Here is a 22,682-nt window from a genome sequence, read left to right as displayed (position 1 = left end):
TTCTAGTTGTCTAATTCTATACGTTGAGAAATTAATTCTTGACCATTAACAAGGCCTTCAACAAATAGGTTAATAGGAGTTTTAGTATCCTGAATTTTAATATAAAGATTGCCATTGTCATCTAATCTCCCATTAGGAACCCAATCAATGACTCCATATTCTTGAAAAAAGTTAGACTTATAATTTCTGTATTTAGGCACATAAAATCGTTTAGGCGTACTGTAGGTCAATGGAATATTATAGGTTGTAAATGATACCTTCTTCTTAACCTTGAATTGCTTAAAAGGATCTGTATATATTTTTATAACACCTGCTCCTCCTCTAATACCTCCGCCAATACCACCTTTATTAACCTCAACATAATCAACATGTTCCATGCTAAACTTGTATAGAATATCAAAATCGACTAAAAACACATCATCCAAGTAAATTATTGGAATCTTCGTTGCATTTATTGAGGGCACATTTAAAGCTGTAATCCGAAATCTAGAATAATCTTTTCCACCATTAGTCACGTTTGGGGTTTCATCTACATAAAACCCTCTTTCACTTATAAATTGCGCAAAGGTTTTATAAAACTGTCTTTCGTGTTCCCCAAAATCTATGATTTTACCAAGTGTTTTGTTCTGTATTTTTTCAATTCTTGTATATTTCTTTTTGGCGTAAAGTCTAACTTCATCCAAAGATTCAATATCTCCAAACTCAAAAGTATCGGGATTTGATGCGGCGTACTGGTTACCTTTAAGTGTTGTCATAGGAAGATAAGCCGTAGGAAATCTTGCAACTTGAGAAGGCGAAAATTGCAGCACCACATTAGAGGCACCCACATTTCCATTAGGTTTTACTTCACCTATTCTAATTTTCTCATCATCAAGCGGAAAAAACCCTCGTTTTTCGAATGTTTTCTCACGCTCTGACAATACTAATATTTCAGATTTAGTATTAATATTAGGATAGATTAATAGGCTTTTACCTTTACTGTTATTTGCATTTATGGTATAATTAATCCCTACCTCAAAATCATAAATGGGCTCTGGTGCAGCATTAAAAATAGTCGTCCAATCATAACTACTCCAGCCTTGAGTAAGTAGTAGATTATCTAATTCATATTTTTTCTTATTGCTAATATTAGTAAAATAATAAGAGGCATGTTCTACTGCATTCTTTAGATAAGGTTGCAGATATACTGCAGAAATGATATTTTGATGATGTGCATAGCTTTTTGTTTTTGAAGGCAATACAGACACACTTAAATTTTGCAATAATTTAGGGTCTACATGAGGTAATGCTAATTTAATTTCTAAACTGTCATTTGGTTTTCGACTCAGGGATGACTTTGAAATAGTGTTCACTGGTAAGCCTTCAAAATTAAAATACAGTCGCTCTGCTATTGGTCTATTTTGTTCATCAAATAAGGTAAATATGTTTATCCCACTATAAAGATCACTTAAGGGGATTGAGGTCACAGATTCTTTAGTCCCATTAAAACCTAGTATAGCTTCCGTTGCACTTGATCCATTATGAATAATAAGTTTAAAATTTTTGTTTCCAAAGCGCTTAAAACCATCATCATTAGTTTTTACCACTAAACCAATACTATTATCTGATGATAGTTCTTTAATGGATAATAAAACACCACTATGCTCAGCTTTTTCCAATGTTTGAACGACCTTTTTGTCGTTATAAAAATATTCTAAACTATAGTCTTGTTCTTTGATTGGATGTAATAAAAATTTACCTATCCCAAAATCATCTAAGGTTATAGAGCTTAATACCTCTCCCTCTTTGTTAATTACATCAACCTTTAAATTAGGAACACCCAAACCCAATTTATCTTTGGCTATTACACCAACTACATTGGATGTTTCTAACAATAAGTGACCACTTTCTGGCAGCACTTGTACATCTATAGACTTATCAATATCGGTTGGTTTGTCATTAATTTTATCATCTGGATTAATCACATCAAACGTCTCAAGAAAATAAGTTTGTTCATTGCTAAAATTTCTAGACCAATTGGTATATGCCTTAAATTTGTATTCTCCACTCGTATATGTACTGTCAATCATGAAGTCGCCACGAGACACCCCTTGATTCATCATGAGCAGTTTTTCTGTAATTATCTTATTCTCTTTATCTAATATTTGGCAATACAAATTTGCCGTATTCGTAGAAAGTTGCTTGATATCTTTAAGAAATACATAAGCATTAAAACCAAGCATTTCTCCAGAGATATAAGTGCTTTTATTAAGATGCACATAAACCTGTTCTCTAGATAAGTCTGTAAAATCATCGTAAGCATCTATAATGTCACTAGTGTCCTGGGAAAAACCAATAACAGGCCACATTCCAAGCAATATTAGAATAATTAAGTTCTTCATCTTATTAGTTGTTAGCTTTCTTTAAAGGTGTATTCATCCAATAATCACTATTTGACTCTAACGGATTTATAGCGGCTTCAGACAATGGTTTATATTTCAAAATAAACTTCAAATCATTGGGCTTAACTCTATTTTCAAAAACATCTTGAGCAAAAAATTCTCTAAATTGATAGGCTTCAATTTTTGGCGCACTTAAAATTTTTCTATTAGTAACATCATAGATATTTTTCACTCTATAATCAAATGCGCTCATATTGGTATTTTCATCAATGGTCTCTGGCAAACTCCAATCGGCAATGGTTACTTTAACCGTTTGTTGATCAATAATTTCGGCTTTCTTCACCATTAGTTTTCGCTTTTGATATTTAAATCTAAAGTCCTTCCTATCTACAGTTGTAGTATCAAGTTTATTATTAAACTTCAGATAAAAGGCTTGTTCATAAACATTAAAATCAACACTTTCAACATCAAAAACAAATTTATTACTCACTACAAATCTGTTATTAAAAGTGATATAATTAAGGTACATAAAATCACCTTTAGGTTTGTATTCTATTAGGACTTCAAATAGTGGGTTTATATTATTCGTTTCAAGTACAACATATTCCAATTTGTGAATAGCAAAATCATCCTTGGCTATAAAAATTTTACCATGAGCCTTGTGACTACTGCCCACTAAACCAGGTTTAGCTTTGAATGAAATTTCATAAATAACATCATCATTAAGATATACTTTACGAGAAAGATCGAACTCATGGTTTTCCAAAAATTTGCGTTTAAAAACGTATATAAATGAAAAACTCATATGTTCAAAATTCCGAATAGGGTTATGAACATTCAAAATACCTAACTCATTACCTCCCTGCCCAGACAAGGTTGTGTTCTTAATATATTTTGAATCCCCATCATAGGCTATTAATAAGGTAGAATCTCTTGAGAATTCGTTGTTTTCTTTATAACTTAATATGGCGCTTTCATTATAGGCATCGGTCATAATATCTGTATCAAAGCCTGCATCAAATGATTCAATTATGGCTTCATTTAGATTGTAATAATTTCCTCGTACAACCTGATAATCTCTATAATAACCGATAGAAGAATATGGTGTTTTGGGGTAATTTAATGAAATACTAGCCACAGCTTTTTTAACTATGGTATAGGCATCGAGATCGTTAATTGACGTTTTCTTACCTTTAATAAGTACTTGGTTAAGCGCTTCTATTTTTGGACTAAGATGTATTGAATTTACCTTCTTATCCTGAAGTGAGGCAACCGCAATTTTTTCTGTTTTATAGCCCAAACATGAGATGATTAAAGTATCTCTTGATGTTTTGTAGCGATAAGGAATTCTAAAATCACCATCTACATTAGCTACAATACCGTTACCATCATTTTTAAATTGGATGGTTGCATAAGGTACCGGATAATTTGTTCCCTCTTCAATGAGCTTACAGAAAATCTCTTCAACACCTTGTGAAAAGACTTGAACAGAGCCTAAAATAAAACTACCAAATATGATTATCTTTTTTAAATTACTCATAATGATTTTAAATCTCTATAAAACACCAAACCGTTACCATTTTTATCATAAATCCCAAACTCACGTGTTCCCCATGAGGTATCTTTAAGTTCTGTGTTTTCATGAAATACTGCCTTAGTGCTATATTCTTGAAATAGGGCATCTACATTCTCAACATAAATTCTCAACAACACACTATCCATACCATCTACCCAGTCATTTTCATCATGCCATTGTAAATGAATTTCAACACCATCTCTTATAATTCCTGCATACCCAGGATCATCGCCAGCATCTTTAAACGCAAGTTTAAAACCAAGTTCATCCACATAATAATGAACAGCATTCATGACATGCCTTACAGGCAGAACTGGATGAATTTGTTTTAAAAATGCTTTTTCCATTAATCTTTAGCTTCTTTGACTTTACCTGTAAAATGATTTACATTAGGGTTGATTGGATTCCCGGTGATTCTTCTAAATGAAGCCAACTGCCCGCAATGCCATATAGCATCAGCAATTGGTCCATTAACTTGATTCCAAAACGGGATTTCATTCTCACCGAAAATGATTTTATATTGAGATATATCGTCGCTTCCTCTTAAAATCTCTGCTGCTGTTTTCAAATTCATTAATGCTTGCTTACGCTTTTCTTCATAAGTCATCTTCGATTTATCAACTCGACTATTTGGTTGTTTTAATGTAGAATTCACAATAATATATGATAAATCTAAAATATGATCTATAGTGTCTTCTGAAGAACGCACGTCTTTACTTGGTCTATAATTTAAATCCTTTTCGGTAAGACCTTCACTTGCCCAATAAAACCTGAACCCCAATCCATCTACCATCCTCGCTGCCATGGTACCAGCTGTAAACTCTTTTGAATATTCTGGAACTTCATAATATGGTAGTTTTTCTTCTGAAGTATCTTGTGCGTAACACATTGCACTAATAACAAGTGCGATAATGACAATCGTGTTTTTCATTTTAAATGGGTTTAGTTGAAATATAAATTGGTATACGAGATGTTAGTCTCTTAGTTTTTCTTCGTTAGAAATCGTTTGAGTACCATATTTATCTATAAGATAAACTAAAGCAGTCATTGATGCAGCACCAAGCTCTAATTCACGTTTATTCACATGTTCAAACGTATCATTACTGGCATGGTGATGATCAAAATAGCGCTGAGAATCAGGGCGTAAACCAGCTAAAACGATACCATCGTTCTTTAGCGGTCCAATATCTGCACCACTATAGCCTTCTTCGAAAAAATGAATTAAATACGGTTTAAATAAAGGTCTCCAGCTTTGTACTTTTGCCAACATAGCCTCACTACATTGAAAACTAAATCCTCTTGGTGTAAACCCTCCAGAGTCGCTTTCTAATGCAAACACATGATTTTCATTCTTTTGTTTGGCTACCTCGGCGTATTTTTTTCCACCGCGTAATCCGTTTTCTTCGTTCATAAACAACACAGCCCGAATGGTACGCTTTGGTTTAATTCCGCTTTCTTTCAAAAGACGTAAAACATCCATAGATTGTACAACACCAGCACCATCATCGTGCGATCCATCTCCCAAATCCCATGAATCTAAATGACCACCAACTACAATGATTTCATTTGGAAATTCGCTTCCTGTTATTTCTCCAATAACGTTGTAAGATTGTACATCAGACAATTGTTTACAATTCTGACTAAAAAAGAAATTGATATCCTTATTAAGTGCTAACATACCACTTAATAATTCGGCATCGTTTGTACTTATTGCGGCCGATGGGATTCTTTGTCCAACAGGCAAATCGCCATAACTCATACTACCTGTGTGAGGGTAATCGTCTAATCTTAAATTAAGTGAGCGTACTATAGTACCAACAGCACCATATTTTGCCGCTTCTGCAGCTCCTGCATAACGTTCAACAGAACATCCACCATAAGCCTCAAAGGTATTAATGAGATCTGCCTGCATTGGTCTATTGATAAATACAATTTTTCCTTTAATATTTTTTTCTCCTAAAGCCGCTAAGTCTTTATAGGTATTAACTTCAATTACTTTAGCCTTAAGCCCTCCTGTAGGCGTTGCTGCTGAGCCTCCAAGAGCACAAATATTAACGCTGGTAGTTACACCAGGAGACGTTTCAATATAAGCAAATTCGGGTGCGCCTCTTACCCAACGTGGTACCATTACTGGTTGCAACCATACTTTATCTAATCCTAGTTTCTCAAGTTCTTCTTTCGTGTATTGAACTGCTTTCTCTGCATTTAAAGATCCTGAAAGGCGTCCACCAATTTGATTAGACAAATGATCTAGCCATTGATAGCTCATGCCATTGGTTAAGGAATTAGAGTACACTTTTTTTAGATTTTCGGCATCGGTTTGTGCCGAAATTTGAAATGTAATAGCAAGTAAAAGGATAGTACAAAATCGCTTCATATGATGGTAATTTACTTTGAAGCCTAAATATACTATTTTAAACAATGACGATTAAAAAAGAAATCATAAAAAACTATTCATTCTCAAGCTCTTTAATGTATAAACCTAGATTAGTTTTAAACTCGTCTTCCAGTTCTGGCTCTACGATATCCTTGTATTGAATAAGTGTATCATACATAATTTTAGCTACAATATAACGTGCTGTTGGCTTGTCGTCAGAAGGTATTACATACCAAGGTGCATGAGGTTTAGACGTTCTATTAATAGCATCTTGATAACAATCTTGATAGTCATCCCAAAGTTTTCGTTCCTTTAAATCGCCAGGCGAGAATTTCCAGTTTTTTTCTTTTTTATGCAAACGTCTCAACAACCTGTTTTTTTGCTCCTCTTTTGAAATATGAAGGAAAAACTTAAAAATAATGGTTCCGTTGTCTGCAATGTGTTTTTCAAAGTCATTAATTTGCTTAAATCGCTTGTCCCAAAACGCATCATTTACATCTTCAATTGAATTTACATCTGGTAAAAATTCTCCTAGAATATAATTTGGATGCACTCTTGTAACCAGAACGTTTTCGTAATGTGTTCTATTAAAAACACCAAACTTCCCACGAGCAGGTAAAGCGATATAATGTCTCCATAAATAATCATGTTTACGCTCTATTTCGGTAGGAACTTTAAAACTATGTACAACAATACCACGTGTATTAAAATCTTTAAACACCTCTCTAATCATGCTATCCTTTCCTGCTGTATCCATGCCTTGAATACAAACTAAAACAGCATATTTACCATGAGCATAAATTGTATTTTGAAAATCACCAAGATTTTCTCTAACGTCTTCTAATTCCTTTTCAATTTCGTTTTTATTGGCTTCTAAATCAAAATTTGTCGATATTTGACTTAAAGTCAATGACTTAGACACTTTAAAATCATTTATCACTATTTTTTTCATTTTAATCAAATTTAGTTTTAAATATAAAAATAAACTTTAACAGTACTTAAATTATTTTGAATAATCGTCTCATTGTCATATTGCTTATTTTTTTCTCGACTTTAACTGTATTTAGTCAAGGTCATGACTCTTTATACCATAAAACTGCGAATATATTCAAGCCTAGTGTTGTTTCTACACATCCAAGTGGTATTTTCCTTTCTAGAATTCAAGGAAATTTCAACTTTGCACCAACTGAGTCGACAAAAATCGACTTATCAGTTGAAAGCGGAAATGTTTGGTCTCCTCCTGTAGTAGCCTATATACCAAATCAAACTTCAGATAGAGATTTTATCAGTCAATTCCCTTGGCATGTAAGAGAATTTGCAGTCGATGTAGATACGTTAGACGCCAAATCGTTAAAGGTTGCTAGTGATGGTGTTATTAAAGGTTTTAGGCCTAATATCAGATTCAAATTAAATACTACCAGCGAACTAAAAATTGGTATGCGTCTTTTTTTATTGTCAGGTGGAAAAGCACCTTTTTCCTTAGTTACAAACGATAATTTTATTGAATCTTTTCACGATAATATTGCTGGAGGAGACGATCCATTTGACAGAGGTTTATATCCAAAAAATAAAGCGTCATTACTATTTAAAGACAGAAACGATAATCAGGTCAATATTAAACGTGGAGATGTTTTTCTAAACGGGTTTGAGTTTACGCATTTATTTTATCCTGAATTCCTTAAAAATGAAGAGCGCCATTTATATTTTAATATCGCAACTCACGTTGGCTTAAATACGTCTCAATATAATAGTTCTATTGATTTTGGTATTGGCATCAACGCTATGAAGCAATATGCTTACAAACAAGTAGGTCTTTTTAATATTGGTTTCAATCTTGGTATTAACAGACTTAATTTATTTGATTTAAAGTCTAGCAATGTAGAGTTTGCATCAAATGATTATCTAGCCAACATTGAAACTATTATTGAGTATAACTTTTTTTCAAAAGGAAAAACAAGACATGCATTTGGTCTTGATTTTTACATTCAAACTAGTTTATATAAGACCGATGAATTTGATTATTTGATACCTACAAAAAACGGCACCTCATTTAAATCGTGGAATATGGGAACAGAAAACCTTTATAAAAACAACAACTATTGGACGTTAATGTATACATTTCAAAAGAAAGGATCTATGACGTTTTATTTACAACAAGACCTTACTGTGAATAATAATCCCGACATTCAAGCCGGTATTAATATAATATTTGAGCTATAACTATTATTTACTAGCAAATAATTTCACGTCGTTTTCGCTTACTTCTTTCTCTCCTAGAATAATTAAGCGTTCTACAACATTTCGCAATTCACGAATATTACCTGTCCAGTCGTACTCTTGAAGACGTTTTATAGCCTTATCTGAAAACTCCTTTTTTGCTGTTCCTTGTTCTTCGGAAATTTTAGAAGAAAAATGATTAACGAGCAACGGAATATCCTCCCGTCTATCATTTAGCGCTGGCACTTTAATTAAAATAACGGCTAACCTGTGGTATAAATCTTCTCTAAATCTACCTTCGGAAATTTCAGTTTTCAGGTCTTTATTGGTAGCAGCAACAACTCGAACATCTACTTTAATATCTTTATCGTTACCTACACGTTGAATTTTATTTTCTTGAAGTGCTCTTAAGACCTTGGCTTGAGCCGACAAACTCATATCTCCAATTTCATCTAAGAAAATAGTACCTCCATTAGCTGCTTCAAACTTTCCTGCCCTATCTTTTACTGCACTTGTAAAAGCGCCTTTAACATGACCAAAAAGTTCGCTTTCTATTAATTCTGATGGAATCGCAGCGCAGTTAACTTCAATTAACGGCCCTTTAGATCTTTCGCTTTTTTGGTGTAACCAATGCGCTACAAGTTCTTTACCTGTTCCGTTAGGTCCTGTAATTAGTACTCTTGCATCTGTAGCAGATACTTTTTCTATCATTTCTTTGATATGTGAAATGGCATCACTGTCACCTATCATTTCATATTTTTTGCTCACTTTCTTTTTGAGCATTTTATTTTCAACAACAAGTTCCTTTCTATCTAAAGCAATGCGCACGGTATTTAGTAATCTATTTAAATCTGGTGGCTTCGAAATATAATCAAATGCACCTAAACGCATAGTATTTACCGCTGTATCAAGATCTCCATGACCAGAAATCATAACCATTGGAGTTTCTGGCTTTATTTTCTTAACGGCCTCCAGCACTTCTACCCCATCCATTTTCGGCATTTTAATATCACAAAGTACAAGATCGTAGTCATCTTTCTTTATTTTCTCTATACCTACTAAGCCATCTTCTGCCTCATCTACTTCGTAGGTATCGTTTTCTTCCGAGAGTATTTTTACTAGTACTCTTCTAATTGCTGCTTCATCTTCTATTACTAAAATCTTTGCCATTTTTTATATCTTAAATTTTATTCCGGTTCTTAAATAAAACGCGTTTACGTCATCTAATTTAAAAACTTCATTTCTATTTGTATCACGTAATACATTATTTAATCTAAAAGTATACCCAGTATAAGCATAAGCAACAAGATGTTTCGTGAAAAAATACTCATAGCCAATACCTCCAACTGCGATAGACAAAGAGATATTATCAATTTGCCTGCCATTTATTGTAAGTGGGCGCTGTAAATGGGCAAAATAACCATCTAAACTCACAAATGTTTGAAGCATACTTTTTTCATTAAAAAAGTACTTAATATTTGATTTTGGAACGCCCGCCGAGAACGACCAATTTTCATTAACTCTTCTATAGTAACTTACAAAAGGTAATGGAAATGGAACTCCAGTTGTTGTATTATAAGTTAGTCCTAACACTAAACGATAAGGTCGTTTAAGGCTTTCGTCGTCTGTTCTATCATTAATAGCAAAAACACCACCATTCAAGAAAACATCTTCAAAAGTGATTTTATCAATTAAAGTTGAAGCCACTCTGGGATTAACTCTCAATCCTAGTCTCCAGTTTTCACTTGTTTTAAAGGTATAGCCAATATTTAAATCGATAACATTAATTGTTTCTATAAGCGATCTATCAAATGGGTAGCTATCTTCTAGGTTAAGAATAATTCGATTGTATTCGGCACCTATAACTAAATAACAATCTTCATTAGTTTTAATGGGGTAATTGACCAATGCTCTTATTCTAGTGTATTGATCCTCAGAATTACTTTTCGGTATAAATGAATATTCTAATCTTGCAATATCTGTAAGCTGCCCCATTACTGATTGTGACAAGCAACAAACACACAAAATAAAAAGAAATTTACACGATTTAATACTCATACATATTTTTAAAGTTACATGGATAATGACTTAATACTATTCTGATTTTTGAATAATATGGACATCTCTTTGAGGAAATGGTATTGTTATATTATGGACTCTAAAGAGTTTATCAATTTCAAAACGTATATCACTCTTAGGAAATTGTGCTTTAAAACTATCTGCTAAGCTAAAAATTAATTTAAAATTTAAAGAACTGTCTCCAAAATCTTCAAATACTACAGTTGGTTCTGGTTTATCAATAACATCAGGATGTGTATTTGCAGCTTGAAGCAATAGTTTCTTTACCAGTTGAACATCACTGCCATAGGCAACACCAATAGACACACTTTCTCTAGTGAGTGTCCCATTTTGAGTCCAATTATATAAACTATTTGTAAGATATAAATGATTTGGAATAACCAAAACTTTGTTGTCTATTGTAACCGCACGAGTTGTTCTTAATTTAATTTCTTCGACACGTCCAACTTTGTTTTCAATTTCTATAATATCTCCAACATGAACAGATTGATCAATTAAAATAAACACACCAGAAATAATATCCTGAAATAAAGTTTGCAAGGCCAGACCAATTCCAATTAAAAGCGCTGCAGACGCAGCAAAAACTGCGGTAACATTAACGCCAACTGAGTGCAATGTTATAAGTAATATGACCACATATATGAGCCATCTAAAGTATCCATATACAACTTTAAATCTGCTTTTATCTTCAGCGGGAAGGCGTCTTGTAATAAGTTTAAGTACCACCCTAAGTATAATGGTTGTTACAAATATTGCCGTAATCACAACCAAAACATCTAAAATAGAAATGCTTATTTTATCACCAAAATCCACATGTTTATTAAGGAATTCTTGTGTAGACTCCCAGGTAGAACTTTGTGTGATTTTTTCTTCTATTTTAGACAACTCTTGTAGCATTACTAATACTTAATCCATTTATACAATTCTTTATAGCTTGGTTTTTTCCCATACATTAAAATACCCACTCTATATATTTTTGCTGCAAACCACACAGTGAATACAAAAGTACCAGCCAAAATAACAAACGATAATACTTGTTGCCAGATAGGAACTCCAAATGGAATTCTCATAAGCATAACAACTGGAGATGTAAAAGGAATGAATGAAAATACTGTTGACACCGTTCCATGTGGGTCATCAATAACCGTAAAAATACCCACATATACAGCTAAGATAAGCGGCATAATAATTGGCATCATAAATTGTTGTGTATCTGTTTCATTGTCAACTGCTGCGCCAACGGCTGCATAAAGTGAACTATAGAGTAAGTATCCTCCAATAAAGAAAAACATGAATGCTACAATTAAATTCCCTAGTGGCAAATTAAAGAACGATGCCATACCTAATTGCACTTCATTAGCAATATCTGGGTTTTGCATAGCTTGATTCATAATTTCTTGTTGTGGAGTTTGTAAATCGGCCATGCTTATTCCTAGAATTGCTGTAAGTGCAAACACTAAAATACTACCAAGAATAACCCAAATTGCAAATTGTGTAATACCAGCCAATGACGTTCCAATAATTTTGCCCATCATTAATTGAATTGGCTTAACCGAAGATATAATCACTTCAATTATTCTGCTTGTTTTCTCTTCGATAACGCTACGCATAATCATATTACCATAGATAATAATAAACATAAATAGCAAATATCCTGCAGCACCTCCAAATGCCAACTTTAGATAGCTGTCAATTTTTGAAGTTTTTTCTCCTGTAAACGTTTCTTGAGCAATAGTTATATTGGCTTCGGACGCCTTTATTTGTTGAATATCTACACCTCCATTTTTCAAATTGGTGTCAGTTAGTTTTTTTTCTATTTTCCGTTCTAGTCCAGACATTATTGATAAGGATGGGGATTCATCAGAGAAAAACCTAACATTGGCTACGATACTTGCCGTATCTGGACTTTTTTCTATATAAAGTAACCCGAAATCCTCTTTGGCTTTCACCAATTCTTTAGCTGTTTCGAGATTGGTATCGCTTGTAAGTATGTTATATGTTGTATGCTCTGTATTCTCAAAAACGCTACTCAATTCTTCGGTTTCATCCAATATTGATATGACGCGCTCTTTATCGTTATTTATTTGCGATAAATAAGCTACCAAAGCCACAAGCGCGACCATAATTAGTGGGCTCACAAAGGTCATAATAATGAACGATTTGTTCTTGACCTTAGTTAGATACTCTCGTTTTATAATAAGGGGTAAATGGTTCATCTTAATTATTTTTTACAGTTTGAATGAAAATATCATTGGCACTAGGTATGACCTCAACAAAATGGTGCACCTCTGCTTTTGAAGTTAAAAACGATAATAAGTCATTAGAGTTATCTTGAGCATTTAATTTGACATTCAATTTTACATCGTCATTAAGGTTTTTAAATGTAGCTGGCAATACTTCAAATTTTTCTTTGATAGCGTTTGTTACATTTTCAATAGCATCAGTTTGCAAACCAACTTCAAACGTATTGGTTTTAAATTGACGCTTTATATCTGTTAATTTACCATCTAAAACTTTGTTCGATTTGTGTATTAATGCAATATGATCACATAACTCTTCAACAGATTCCATACGATGGGTAGAAAATATTACTGTAGCGCCTTCGTCTCTAAGTTGGAGAATTTCATCTTTAATCAAATTAGCGTTTATTGGATCAAAACCAGAAAATGGTTCATCAAAAATAAGCAGTTTAGGCTGATGCAAAACAGTAACAATAAATTGGATTTTCTGAGCTTGTCCTTTACTAAGTTCTTGAATTTTTTTATTCCACCAATCGCCAATTTCTAATTTCTCAAACCAGTATTTTAATCGTTTTCTAGCTTCTTGTTTTGTAAGTCCTTTAAGTTGGGCAAGATATAAAGCTTGCTCTCCTACTTTCATGGATTTATACAAGCCACGCTCTTCGGGTAAATATCCAATGTTTTGAATGTGCTCTGGTCTTAGAGCCTCACCATCTAACAAAACATGACCAGAATCTGGCATGGTAATTTGATTAATAATTCTAATAAGCGTGGTTTTACCTGCGCCATTAGGCCCTAAAAGACCAAAGATGCTACCCTTAGGCACAGCAATTGAGACGTCATTTAGCGCTCTAAATTCACCAAAATTTTTGGATACCGAATCAGCGACTAAGAGGTTATTCATATACGTGGTTTAGATTGGTTTTAATTAATATCGGTAAAGATAAAAATGTTAACGATGTAATGAAGCTAATCCATTTAATTTTTTAACCTTTACCGTATTGACTGCCTTTTATTTATAAAAAACAAAACCCACCCTTAAAACTAATTAAGGATGGGAAAAAATTGCTATGAAAAAGAAAAATTACCACTAATAGAAATTAGTGATAATTCAAATATAGTGTTTTTTATTAAAAAATAGTATTGTTATGAAAACATATCTTTAACTTTTTCAAAAAATGATTTATCACTGCTCTCAGGCTTTGGATCGAAGTGCTCATCATTCCTCATATTTTCGAAAAATTCTTTCTGTTGTTTATTCAATGTTTTTGGTGTCCAAACATTAACATGAACGAGTAAATCGCCACTACCATAACCGTTTATACTAGGAATTCCTTTTCCGCGTAAGCGCAAAATTTTACCAGATTGCACTCCTGCTTCAACTTTAATTCTCACTTTTCCAGTAACGGTATCTATTTCTTTTGACGTTCCTAAAACGGCATCTGGCAAGCTCACATATAAATCATAATGTAAGTTATCTCCTTCTCTTTTTAGTGTGTCGTGCTCTTGTTCTTCTATAACAACAAGTAGGTCTCCAGAAATTCCATTACCTGGAGCTTCGTTTCCTTTTCCTGTCACCTTAAGTTGCATAGAATCTACAACTCCAGCTGGAATTTTCACAGATACAGTTTCCTCTTGAACCTTTAAACCTTGAGCATCGGCATCAGAAGGTTTTTTGTCAATACTTTGTCCTGCTCCTCCACAAGTAGGACATGAAGATGCCGTTTGCATACGACCCAATATTGTATTTGTCACTCGTGTCACCTGACCAGACCCATTACATGTTCCGCAGGTTTTATACGTTGTACCAGGTGCCTGAACTTTACGTTTTACTTTAATTTTCTTCTCTACACCATTGGCAACCTCTTCTAACGTTAATCCAACTCTAATTCTCAGGTTACTTCCCTTCACTCGTCTTTGGCCTCCTCCAAAGCCACCTCCAAAACCAGAGAAACCTCCTCCGCCTCCAAAAGCACCACCAAAGATATCACCAAATTGACTGAATATATCGTCCATATTCATGCCTCCTCCTCCAAAGCCACCAGCGCCTTCAAAGGCCTGATGACCAAATTGGTCATAGCGTGATTTCTTATTCTCATCACTCAATACCTCATATGCTTCGGCTGCTTCCTTGAATTTAGCTTCAGCATCTTTGTCATCTGGATTTTTATCGGGATGAAATTTTATAGCCATCTTGCGATAAGCCTTTTTTATTTCGGCAGCAGATGCGCCTTTGCTAATGCCTAATATTTCGTAATAATCTCTTTTTGCCATGTCTTTTATTATTGTCCTATTACAACTTTAGGAAAACGAATTACTTTATCTCCCAGTTTATATCCTTTTTCAATAACATCAATTATTTTTCCTTTTAAGTCTTTACTAGGCGCAGGGATTTGGGTTATTGCTTCATGATCATCTGCATTAAATGCATCACCTTGAGACACTTCAATTTTTGATAAACCTTTTTTCTCTAATGTAGACAGTAATTTGTTATAAATTAACAACACCCCTTTTCTTAACTCTTCGGCCTCTTTATCATCCTCAATATGTAGTAAAGCACGTTCAAAGTCATCTAAAACAGGTAACATTGACACCATAACATCTTCGCTTGCCGTCTTAAATAAATCAATACGTTCCTTGGCCGTACGTTTCTTATAGTTTTCAAACTCGGCAAACAAACGCATGAACTTATCTTTTTCTTTTGCCAAATCTTCTTGCAATTGTTCTTCCACACTTAAAGTTTCAGCTTGCGCGTCTTTCGTATTCTCAATGGTATCGTCTTGCATTTGAGGTTCTTCTATAGTTTGATTTTTATCTTTCTTACTCATTTTCTGGATTATTTTATAAATCTTCGATTTAAAGATGGCAAAAGTACTGCCATTATTATTAAAATGTCAAAATGTCACCAAAATATTTTCTTTGGAATTGGAGAAGCCCACAGCAATCTGTATTTTTGTTAACATAAAACATCTAAATAAGACACAATATGAGAACGAAATTTTTAAAATTTTCAATGATTTTGGCAATTGCAATTGCATTTACGAACTGTAAAGATAAAGCAGAAGAAGCAAATACAAGTGATGCAGAAGCTGCTGCTGTTAGCGAAAGTACATCAGAAAAATATACTGTAAATGTAGCAGAATCTACAATTCATTGGAAGGGTTTCAAGCCTACAGGAACACATTCTGGAACGATCAATTTGGAAAATGGCGTGTTTAAAACAGACGATGGCAAACTACAAAGTGGTACTTTTTTAATTGACATGAAATCTATTTCTGTTACAGATTTAGAATCGGGTGATGGCAAAGAAAATTTAGAAGCACATTTAATGGGAACTGTTGAAGGTAAAGAAGGTGACTTTTTTGATGTGACTAAATTTCCTACAGCGGCATTTGAAATTACTGGAACTGAAGCAATGGCAGCTGGAAAAACGAGATTATCAGGTAATTTAGCTATTAAAGGTCAGAAGCATAACATTTCATTTCCTGTAACCATTACCAATGCAGATGGTATGATGACGATAGAAAGTGAAGCCTTTACGATTGATAGAACAACTTGGGGAGTTAACTATGGGTCTAAGTCTGTTTTTGATAACTTAGGAGACAAATTCATCAACGATGATATGGAATTAAAAATTGTTGTAAAAGCGAAGAAAGCATAATCTACAGCATGTAATAAGTAACAAGAGAAAAGCATTCACAATCGTGAATGCTTTTTTTTTCACAAACACTTTTAAGTTGAAATAATTATTTATACTTGTCGTTGATATCAAAACCTTTCATGAGAGTATTCTTAAAATGTAGTTTAATCTTCATATTATTTTTAAGCCTAGTATGCTGTAACAGTTCTTCTGAAAAGAATAGTGATACTTTAAACATGCATTTTGAAGACATTGACAATTTCTGGAATGCCTACGATCAAGCAAAACATTTTAAAAATCATGCAGATCGTGCCAAAATAATTCAAAAAGAATATATTGATAAAGGAAGTAAAGGTTTACAACTACTTATTAAAAAAGACAATTTGACGGCTGCAGATTTCGCAACCTATATAAAAGACACTATCTTCTACAACTCCATTAGAGATGTAACTCTCCATGCAAAAAAAGACAAAAATGCCATAAGAACACACTTAAAATCTTTTGAAACAACCTATTCGAAGGCAAAATTTAATGATATTTATTTTGTAGTTGGCCAGTTTAAAAGAGCTGGAACTGTTATTGATAATAGTATGATTATTGAAATCGAAAAAAATGCAATGAGTCCAATTATTGATTCTGAATTTCTATTTAATGATGATCAATTAAAAAATCTAAATGATTATGCTTCTTTGATTCCTCTTATTGTGCATGAGCAGGTTCATGTGAGTCAGAAAAATATCAATACCCGAAATTTATTATCGAAGTCAATTTGTGAGGGCTCGGCAGATTTCCTTATGTATCTTCAAACTGGGAAATTTCCATTATCAGCTCAGGAGACCTATAATTACGGGGAAGCTCATGAAGGCGATTTATGGATTAAATTCCAAACCGATTTAGACATCAACTATAAGTATATTAAAACAGACTGGTTTTACAATTATGACCGAAAAGACATTCCTCCAGATTTAGGCTATTTTATGGGGTTTAAAATCTGTGAAAAATATTATAATGAAGCATCGAACAAAGAAAAAGCTATAGAATTTATGCTAGATATCGCTAATAGCGAAGAGCTTTTAGAACGTAGTGGTTATAATGGTGGCTTTAAGCCCAATAAATAAAAAGCACAAACAATTAGGTTTGCGCTTTTTATTTCGAGATTACCCTCAATTATAAATTATCCAACTGATTATCTGTACCATCCTCACTAATGGTCCAAAAGAAACCTACAAAGAAAAATTGATCTTGAGCAGGACGTAAAGCACGTCGGTTAAAAACACCATTCATACTTGGTGTATCAGCATATTGGTATCCATTAATATTTTTAAATCCGAACACATTATTAACAGAAAAATACAGGATTTTTTGTTGGCTCAACAAATAGGCCCAATTTAAGCTAACACTGTTAAAACTTTTTGTTTTCTCTCCTAAAAACTCATTAGTATTTGGATTGGTGTAAGGTCTACCAGATCCAAAGGTATAGCTAAAGCCAACCTGGCTTTTCCAATCTTCAATCCAGTATTTTGCCACGGCAGAAAAATTGTGTGTATTAGCGAAATTAGGTTGTGCCCGACTTGGATAATTACGATAATTACGTTCTGTATCTAAGTATGAATAACTCACCCAATAATCGGTGTTTTTAATGCTCTTATTATCTCTCCAAAAAACATCTAATCCTTGTGCAAAACCAGAACCAGAATTATTAAAATTAGAATCGAAGCCTTCAAATTCTGTATCGAACTTTACAAGGTTGTCATAATCTTTCCTATACACTTCGGCTCTGAATATTCGACCATCATTAACATATTGATAATTCATAATATAATGCTTTGTGTTTTGTGTTTCGACTTCTGAATTGAACTTTAAAATTTCGTTACTGGCATTTTGATAAAAATTTCCATAAGCTACAGATAATTGTCCGTTTTCTGAAGTCTTGTATGCAACTGAAACTCTGGGTGCAACATTAAACTCACTAGACAATCCATAACGATCTGCTCTCACTCCTAACTTCATTGCAAAATCTTTGCTGAAGATAATATCTGATTCTACGAAAGCCCCTGTATTGTTATTGTTAAAGCCGTATGATGCGTTAATATCATTACCTATAAATGTTTCGTCAAAATCGGTTGTAAAATGTTCAACACCAAAATTTAACTTAAACCTACTATTAAAACGTTTTTTTAGCTTTAATTTAAAATGGGCAGAATTCTCGTCATCTTCAATATCGTTATCAATAACCGTCACATCTGTTTTGGCAATTGTATAACTCATACCTGAAAGCAGTGACCATCCATTACCTAGCACTCCTTGATAAGAAACATTTGTATAGAAATTCTTATTATTTAGTTTAAACCGTAGGCCATCGGTTAAGTTAATATCCTCCTGTGTTAAATCGAAATTTGACACATCAAAAGCAGCATAAAACTTCAGCATTCCACTATCAAACTTTTGACGAAATACGGCTTCACCCTGTGCACCTTGATAAGGTTTTTCCCAATCATTTCGATCGTCAAATAAAGCTATATATGGCGCTAAGTTGATATATGATGCATTAACACTCAACGATGTCTTTTCCCATTTTTTAGTATGGCCTAGACTTCCTCCCACACTCATTATACCAATGTCTGTTTTTTCTTGATCTGGTTCGTCAATGGTATTTAGTAATAATACACTTGACAAGGCGTTTCCATATTCGGCAGAATATCCTCCTGTTGAAAATGTAATACCATCAAAGAGAAACGGTGAATATCGACCACGTGTTGGTGTATTATTAGCCGTTGGCGTATATGGAGTAAATACGCGAATCCCATCAATAAAAATTTGAGTTTCATTGGCATCACCTCCTCTCACAAATAAACGACCATCTTCAGCAACTGTTGATGTTCCAGGTAATGTTTGCAGGGCGCCTACAAAATCACCTAAAGCGCTAGCTGTTGTTACAACATCTAATGAATTTAATACAGAAACCTTACTGTTATCATTAGCTTCAAAAGTTCCGGCAGAAATAACAACAGCATCTAATGCCTCCATATCTTCCTTAAGTTTTATTTGAAGGTTTTTTAATGTTGATACGTCTCCTACTATAGTTTTAGTTTCATACGATAGAAATGAAATAATCAAGGTTTGAGACCCTGTTTCTTGAGTTCCAAAACTAAAATCACCTTTGTCATCTGTTGTGTCTCCATCATAAGTTCCTTCTAAATAAACATTAGCTCCTATAATTGGTAGATTCTTTGAATCGGTGACTTTACCACTTATTGTTGATTGTGCACATAACATTGATGAGATGAATAGTGCTAAAATTAGTATTAAATTCTTCATTGGTTGATGGTTTTAATTGTTCGTTTTGATTGATGGGTCAAAAGTCTAAAAGAAGTCTAGTATTAAAAATTCTATTTAACCGAATTGTTAAAAATCATTACTGAATTGCATATTTTTGATAAACAATCATTTTATACTATGCTTTCAAAGTCTGAAAAAATCTTTAGTCTTATTTTTTGCACTATTGTTATTATCGAATTAATAACAGGCACCTCTCAAAACTACAGTTCATGGCATTACATTAGTAAGCCTGCTATTGTTATATCGCTATTAGTATTCTTTTGGATGAAGAGTAAACACATAGAGTCGAAACTTAGAAGTTTTGTAGGTTTGGCCTTAGTAGGTTCGCTGGCAGGTGATATTCTTCTCATGTTTGTAGACCAATCACCTAACTACTTTTTGTTTGGGTTAGTTGCTTTTTTAATAGCTCATATTATGTATGTTTTTGCCTTTTTAAAACATCGAAATAAAACCATAAAACCTTTTGGTTTTATTATAATTTTATTGCTCTACGCAACTATGTTATTCTACTTTCTGAAAGATGGGTTGAACGATATGCTCATTCCTGTTATTATTTATATGTTGGTGATTTTAAGTATGTCGACAGCTGCTTTTTTAAGGCGTGGGCGTGTAAACAAACTAAGTTTTATTCTGGTATTTTTAGGGGCGTTATTTTTTATGCTATCTGATAGCATTCTTGCTCTAAACAAATTTTATTCGCCCTTAACACATGCTAATTTTAGTATTATGATTACCTATGCGATTGCTCAGTATTTAATTGTTCTGGGGGTTCTAAAATTAGCCAAAACCTCGCGTTAAGGATAGAAACGGCATCCTTTTTACGACAGCTTAAATCCTCTAAGCCAACGCAAAACATGAACACGTAAAAAGATATAGTGTATAGCCTGACCGACCTTTGCCATTACAAAGGTTGGTAACGCCCAAGGCATTACTTTTTAAAAGGGCGTATAATTAATCTTGCAGCTTTATCAAAATTAATGTAATTGTAAGTCCAATTAAAAAAAACGATAACACGATTTCTAAAACCTACCAAGGACATTAAATGTATAAACATCCATACAAACCATGCAAAAAAACCTCCAAATTTGAAATGTTTAAGATCTACCACAGCTTTATTTCTACCAATTGTTGCCATAGAACCTTTATCATTATAGACGAACGATTTTAAGGGTTTATTACGTATTAAATTAAGAAGGTTTTTCCCCAGAAGTTTCCCTTGTTGAATAGCTGGCTGTGCCACTTGAGGATGCCCGTTTGGATAATGTTCTGTAGCCATGGAAGCAATATCCCCTAAGGCAAAAATACGTTCATAACCTTCAACCTGATTAAAACGATTAACCTTATAGCGATTTGCTCTTTCTATCATTGCCGACGCGTTTAATCCATTAATTGGAGCTCCCGTAACACCTGCAGCCCAAATTAAAGTTTCACTATGCAACACCAAACTAGAATTAGTTGTAACTATTTTTCCATCGTAATCTTTAACAAACGTGTTGGTATGCACATTAACCCCTAAACTTTTTAAAAAGGTTTCAGATTTTTTTGAAGCGTGCTCGCTCATTGGAGGTAACACTCTATTAGCACCTTCCAACAAATGAATTTGCATATCTTCGCTGTTTAAGTCTCTATAGTCTCTTGGAAGAATATGATTTTTAAGTTCAGCTATAGCACCTGCTAGTTCCACACCTGTTGGCCCTCCGCCAACAATAACAAAGTTTAAAAATGCATTCCTATCGTCTTTTGTATTTGCGATAGCCGCCTTTTCTAAATTTTGCAAAATCAAACTTCTAATGTTGAGCGCTTGTGGTACATTTTTCATTGGCATACTATTGGCTTCAATAGCACTATTTCCAAAGAAATTGGTTTTGGTACCAGTTGCTATTACCAAATAATCATAACGAAGGTTTCCAATACTTGTTTGAATTTCATTTTTATCATTATGAATCTGCTGCACTTCTGCCAATCTAAAAAATGAATTTTTATGTCTTTTTATAATTTTCCTCAAAGGATAAGCAATCGAATCTGGTTCTAATCCAGAACTCGACACTTGATATAATAAAGGTTGAAACGTATGATAATTATGTTTATCTATTAGTACGACTTGAACGTCTTTGTTTGCAAGGGATTTTGCTAAATTTACTCCTGCAAAACCTCCGCCAATAATGACAATACGAGGTAGATCTGAGTGTGGAATATTCATATGAAATATGACTTAAAATAACACGTACAAAGATACGATATAAGTACGTGAAAAGTTTATTTTTGAATTAATGTTTAACACAGCTGTAACAAATTAAATTTTAAGACTACTTATAGACAACTAACTGATCAATAATTTGGATAAAGAACTAGAACATAGTTTTGTTGAATTGCTTGAAAAGCATCAAAACATTGTGCACAAAGTATGTCGATTATATACCAATAATCAAGATGCGCATAATGATTTGTTTCAAGAGATTACTATACAATTGTGGAAAGCATATCCCAAGTTTCGTGGTGATGCCAAGTTTAGTACATGGATGTATCGCGTAGGATTAAACACTGCAATTACGCTCTATAGGAAATCTAAACGTAGCATTACAACACAAGAATTTGAGTCGGTTTCTTTTAAAATCAAATCGGAAGATTATGATGATACCGAAGAACAACAACTCAAATTATTATATAAAGCAGTGCATCAATTAAATGACATTGAAAAGGCTTTAGTGTTTTTGTACTTGGAAGACAAAAATTATGGTGAAATAAGCGACACCCTAGGTATTAGTGAAGTTAATGCTCGTGTGAAAATGAATAGGGTAAAGAAAAAATTAAGAACAATATTAAATCCGTAACA

20 protein-coding genes are annotated in these 22,682 nt (G+C 33.4%); 5 read left to right on the top strand and 15 right to left on the bottom strand.

All coding sequences use genetic code 11. The features are described 5' to 3' along the window. Window positions 1-2: 2 nt before the first annotated feature. From Q0787_RS17135 to Q0787_RS17110, 6 genes are all read right to left on the bottom strand, one after another. Window positions 3-2,381, bottom strand: coding sequence for a hypothetical protein (locus Q0787_RS17135; protein WP_298904171.1), 2,379 nt, complete (start codon window positions 2,379-2,381; stop codon window positions 3-5). A 4-nt stretch (window positions 2,382-2,385) separates the two neighbouring features. Beyond that, window positions 2,386-3,921, bottom strand: coding sequence for a carboxypeptidase-like regulatory domain-containing protein (locus Q0787_RS17130; RefSeq protein ID WP_298904169.1), 1,536 nt, complete (start codon window positions 3,919-3,921; stop codon window positions 2,386-2,388). Continuing rightward, window positions 3,918-4,304, bottom strand: coding sequence for a glyoxalase superfamily protein (locus Q0787_RS17125; protein ID WP_298904167.1), 387 nt, complete (start codon window positions 4,302-4,304; stop codon window positions 3,918-3,920). The genes Q0787_RS17130 and Q0787_RS17125 overlap by 4 nt, the downstream gene beginning before the upstream one ends. Then, a complete protein-coding gene (locus tag Q0787_RS17120; RefSeq protein WP_298904164.1) occupies window positions 4,304-4,888 on the bottom strand; it encodes a hypothetical protein in 585 nt (194 codons plus the stop codon). The genes Q0787_RS17125 and Q0787_RS17120 overlap by 1 nt, the downstream gene beginning before the upstream one ends. A gap of 42 nt (window positions 4,889-4,930) precedes the next feature. Beyond that, entirely contained in the window at window positions 4,931-6,334 is a 1,404-nt protein-coding gene (locus tag Q0787_RS17115; protein ID WP_298904162.1) for a M20/M25/M40 family metallo-hydrolase, read from the bottom strand. Between the two features lie 73 nt (window positions 6,335-6,407). Continuing rightward, entirely contained in the window at window positions 6,408-7,286 is an 879-nt protein-coding gene (locus Q0787_RS17110) for a PPK2 family polyphosphate kinase (protein WP_298904160.1), read from the bottom strand. A gap of 56 nt (window positions 7,287-7,342) precedes the next feature. Between Q0787_RS17110 and Q0787_RS17105 the strand changes: the two genes are divergently transcribed. Continuing rightward, on the top strand, window positions 7,343-8,554 hold the full coding sequence (locus Q0787_RS17105; RefSeq protein ID WP_298904159.1) for a hypothetical protein: 1,212 nt from the start codon (window positions 7,343-7,345) through the stop codon (window positions 8,552-8,554). Between the two features lie 3 nt (window positions 8,555-8,557). Here the strand turns inward: Q0787_RS17105 and Q0787_RS17100 are convergent, their stop codons facing one another. The 7 genes from Q0787_RS17100 to Q0787_RS17070 all read right to left on the bottom strand — a co-directional run bounded on the left by Q0787_RS17100 (window position 8,558) and on the right by Q0787_RS17070 (window position 15,698). Beyond that, complete coding sequence (locus Q0787_RS17100) at window positions 8,558-9,721, bottom strand: sigma-54 dependent transcriptional regulator (RefSeq protein WP_298904157.1); 1,164 nt, start codon at window positions 9,719-9,721, stop codon at window positions 8,558-8,560. 3 nt (window positions 9,722-9,724) lie between these two features. Continuing rightward, window positions 9,725-10,546, bottom strand: coding sequence for a DUF6268 family outer membrane beta-barrel protein (locus Q0787_RS17095; RefSeq protein WP_298904156.1), 822 nt, complete (start codon window positions 10,544-10,546; stop codon window positions 9,725-9,727). A gap of 99 nt (window positions 10,547-10,645) precedes the next feature. Continuing rightward, window positions 10,646-11,527: a mechanosensitive ion channel domain-containing protein gene (locus Q0787_RS17090; RefSeq protein WP_298904154.1), complete on the bottom strand. Its 882-nt coding sequence runs from the start codon at window positions 11,525-11,527 to the stop codon at window positions 10,646-10,648. A 2-nt stretch (window positions 11,528-11,529) separates the two neighbouring features. After that, a complete protein-coding gene (locus Q0787_RS17085) occupies window positions 11,530-12,846 on the bottom strand; it encodes an ABC transporter permease (protein ID WP_298904152.1) in 1,317 nt (438 codons plus the stop codon). A gap of 1 nt (window position 12,847) precedes the next feature. After that, window positions 12,848-13,774: an ABC transporter ATP-binding protein gene (locus Q0787_RS17080; protein ID WP_298904150.1), complete on the bottom strand. Its 927-nt coding sequence runs from the start codon at window positions 13,772-13,774 to the stop codon at window positions 12,848-12,850. 242 nt (window positions 13,775-14,016) lie between these two features. Continuing rightward, complete coding sequence (dnaJ, locus tag Q0787_RS17075) at window positions 14,017-15,144, bottom strand: molecular chaperone DnaJ (RefSeq protein WP_298904149.1); 1,128 nt, start codon at window positions 15,142-15,144, stop codon at window positions 14,017-14,019. An 8-nt stretch (window positions 15,145-15,152) separates the two neighbouring features. Further along, window positions 15,153-15,698 carry a nucleotide exchange factor GrpE gene (locus Q0787_RS17070; RefSeq protein WP_298904148.1) on the bottom strand — a complete coding sequence of 182 codons (546 nt, stop codon included), beginning with the start codon at window positions 15,696-15,698 and terminating at the stop codon, window positions 15,153-15,155. Window positions 15,699-15,856: 158 nt separating this feature from the next. Here Q0787_RS17070 and Q0787_RS17065 point away from each other — a divergent pair, with 158 nt between their 5' ends. Next, a complete protein-coding gene (locus Q0787_RS17065) occupies window positions 15,857-16,531 on the top strand; it encodes a YceI family protein (RefSeq protein ID WP_298904147.1) in 675 nt (224 codons plus the stop codon). Window positions 16,532-16,650: 119 nt separating this feature from the next. Further along, window positions 16,651-17,628 (top strand): DUF2268 domain-containing putative Zn-dependent protease, encoded by a 978-nt coding sequence (locus tag Q0787_RS17060; RefSeq protein WP_298904146.1) that lies wholly within the window; start codon window positions 16,651-16,653, stop codon window positions 17,626-17,628. A 49-nt stretch (window positions 17,629-17,677) separates the two neighbouring features. Here Q0787_RS17060 and Q0787_RS17055 read toward each other — a convergent pair whose 3' ends face one another. Further along, the gene (locus Q0787_RS17055; RefSeq protein WP_298904145.1) at window positions 17,678-19,828 is read right to left on the bottom strand and encodes a carboxypeptidase-like regulatory domain-containing protein; all 2,151 of its coding nucleotides are present in this window, start codon (window positions 19,826-19,828) and stop codon (window positions 17,678-17,680) included. 138 nt (window positions 19,829-19,966) lie between these two features. On the opposite strand from Q0787_RS17055, the gene Q0787_RS17050 reads away from it, so the two are divergent. Further along, the gene (locus tag Q0787_RS17050; protein ID WP_298904143.1) at window positions 19,967-20,647 is read left to right on the top strand and encodes a lysoplasmalogenase; all 681 of its coding nucleotides are present in this window, start codon (window positions 19,967-19,969) and stop codon (window positions 20,645-20,647) included. A 130-nt stretch (window positions 20,648-20,777) separates the two neighbouring features. On the opposite strand, the gene Q0787_RS17045 is transcribed toward Q0787_RS17050, so the two are convergent. Continuing rightward, window positions 20,778-22,049, bottom strand: a complete 1,272-nt coding sequence (locus Q0787_RS17045; RefSeq protein ID WP_298904141.1) for an NAD(P)/FAD-dependent oxidoreductase — start codon at window positions 22,047-22,049, stop codon at window positions 20,778-20,780. A gap of 136 nt (window positions 22,050-22,185) precedes the next feature. Here Q0787_RS17045 and Q0787_RS17040 point away from each other — a divergent pair, with 136 nt between their 5' ends. Beyond that, on the top strand, window positions 22,186-22,680 hold the full coding sequence (locus tag Q0787_RS17040) for an RNA polymerase sigma factor (protein ID WP_298904139.1): 495 nt from the start codon (window positions 22,186-22,188) through the stop codon (window positions 22,678-22,680). Window positions 22,681-22,682: the final 2 nt, after the last annotated feature.

Origin of the sequence: uncultured Psychroserpens sp. (genome assembly GCF_947492715.1) — a bacterium.
Taxonomy (GTDB): Bacteria; Bacteroidota; Bacteroidia; order Flavobacteriales; family Flavobacteriaceae; genus Psychroserpens.
The sequence above is the reverse complement of the archived record's forward strand: the minus strand, read 5'-3'. Positions and strand labels throughout refer to the sequence as shown.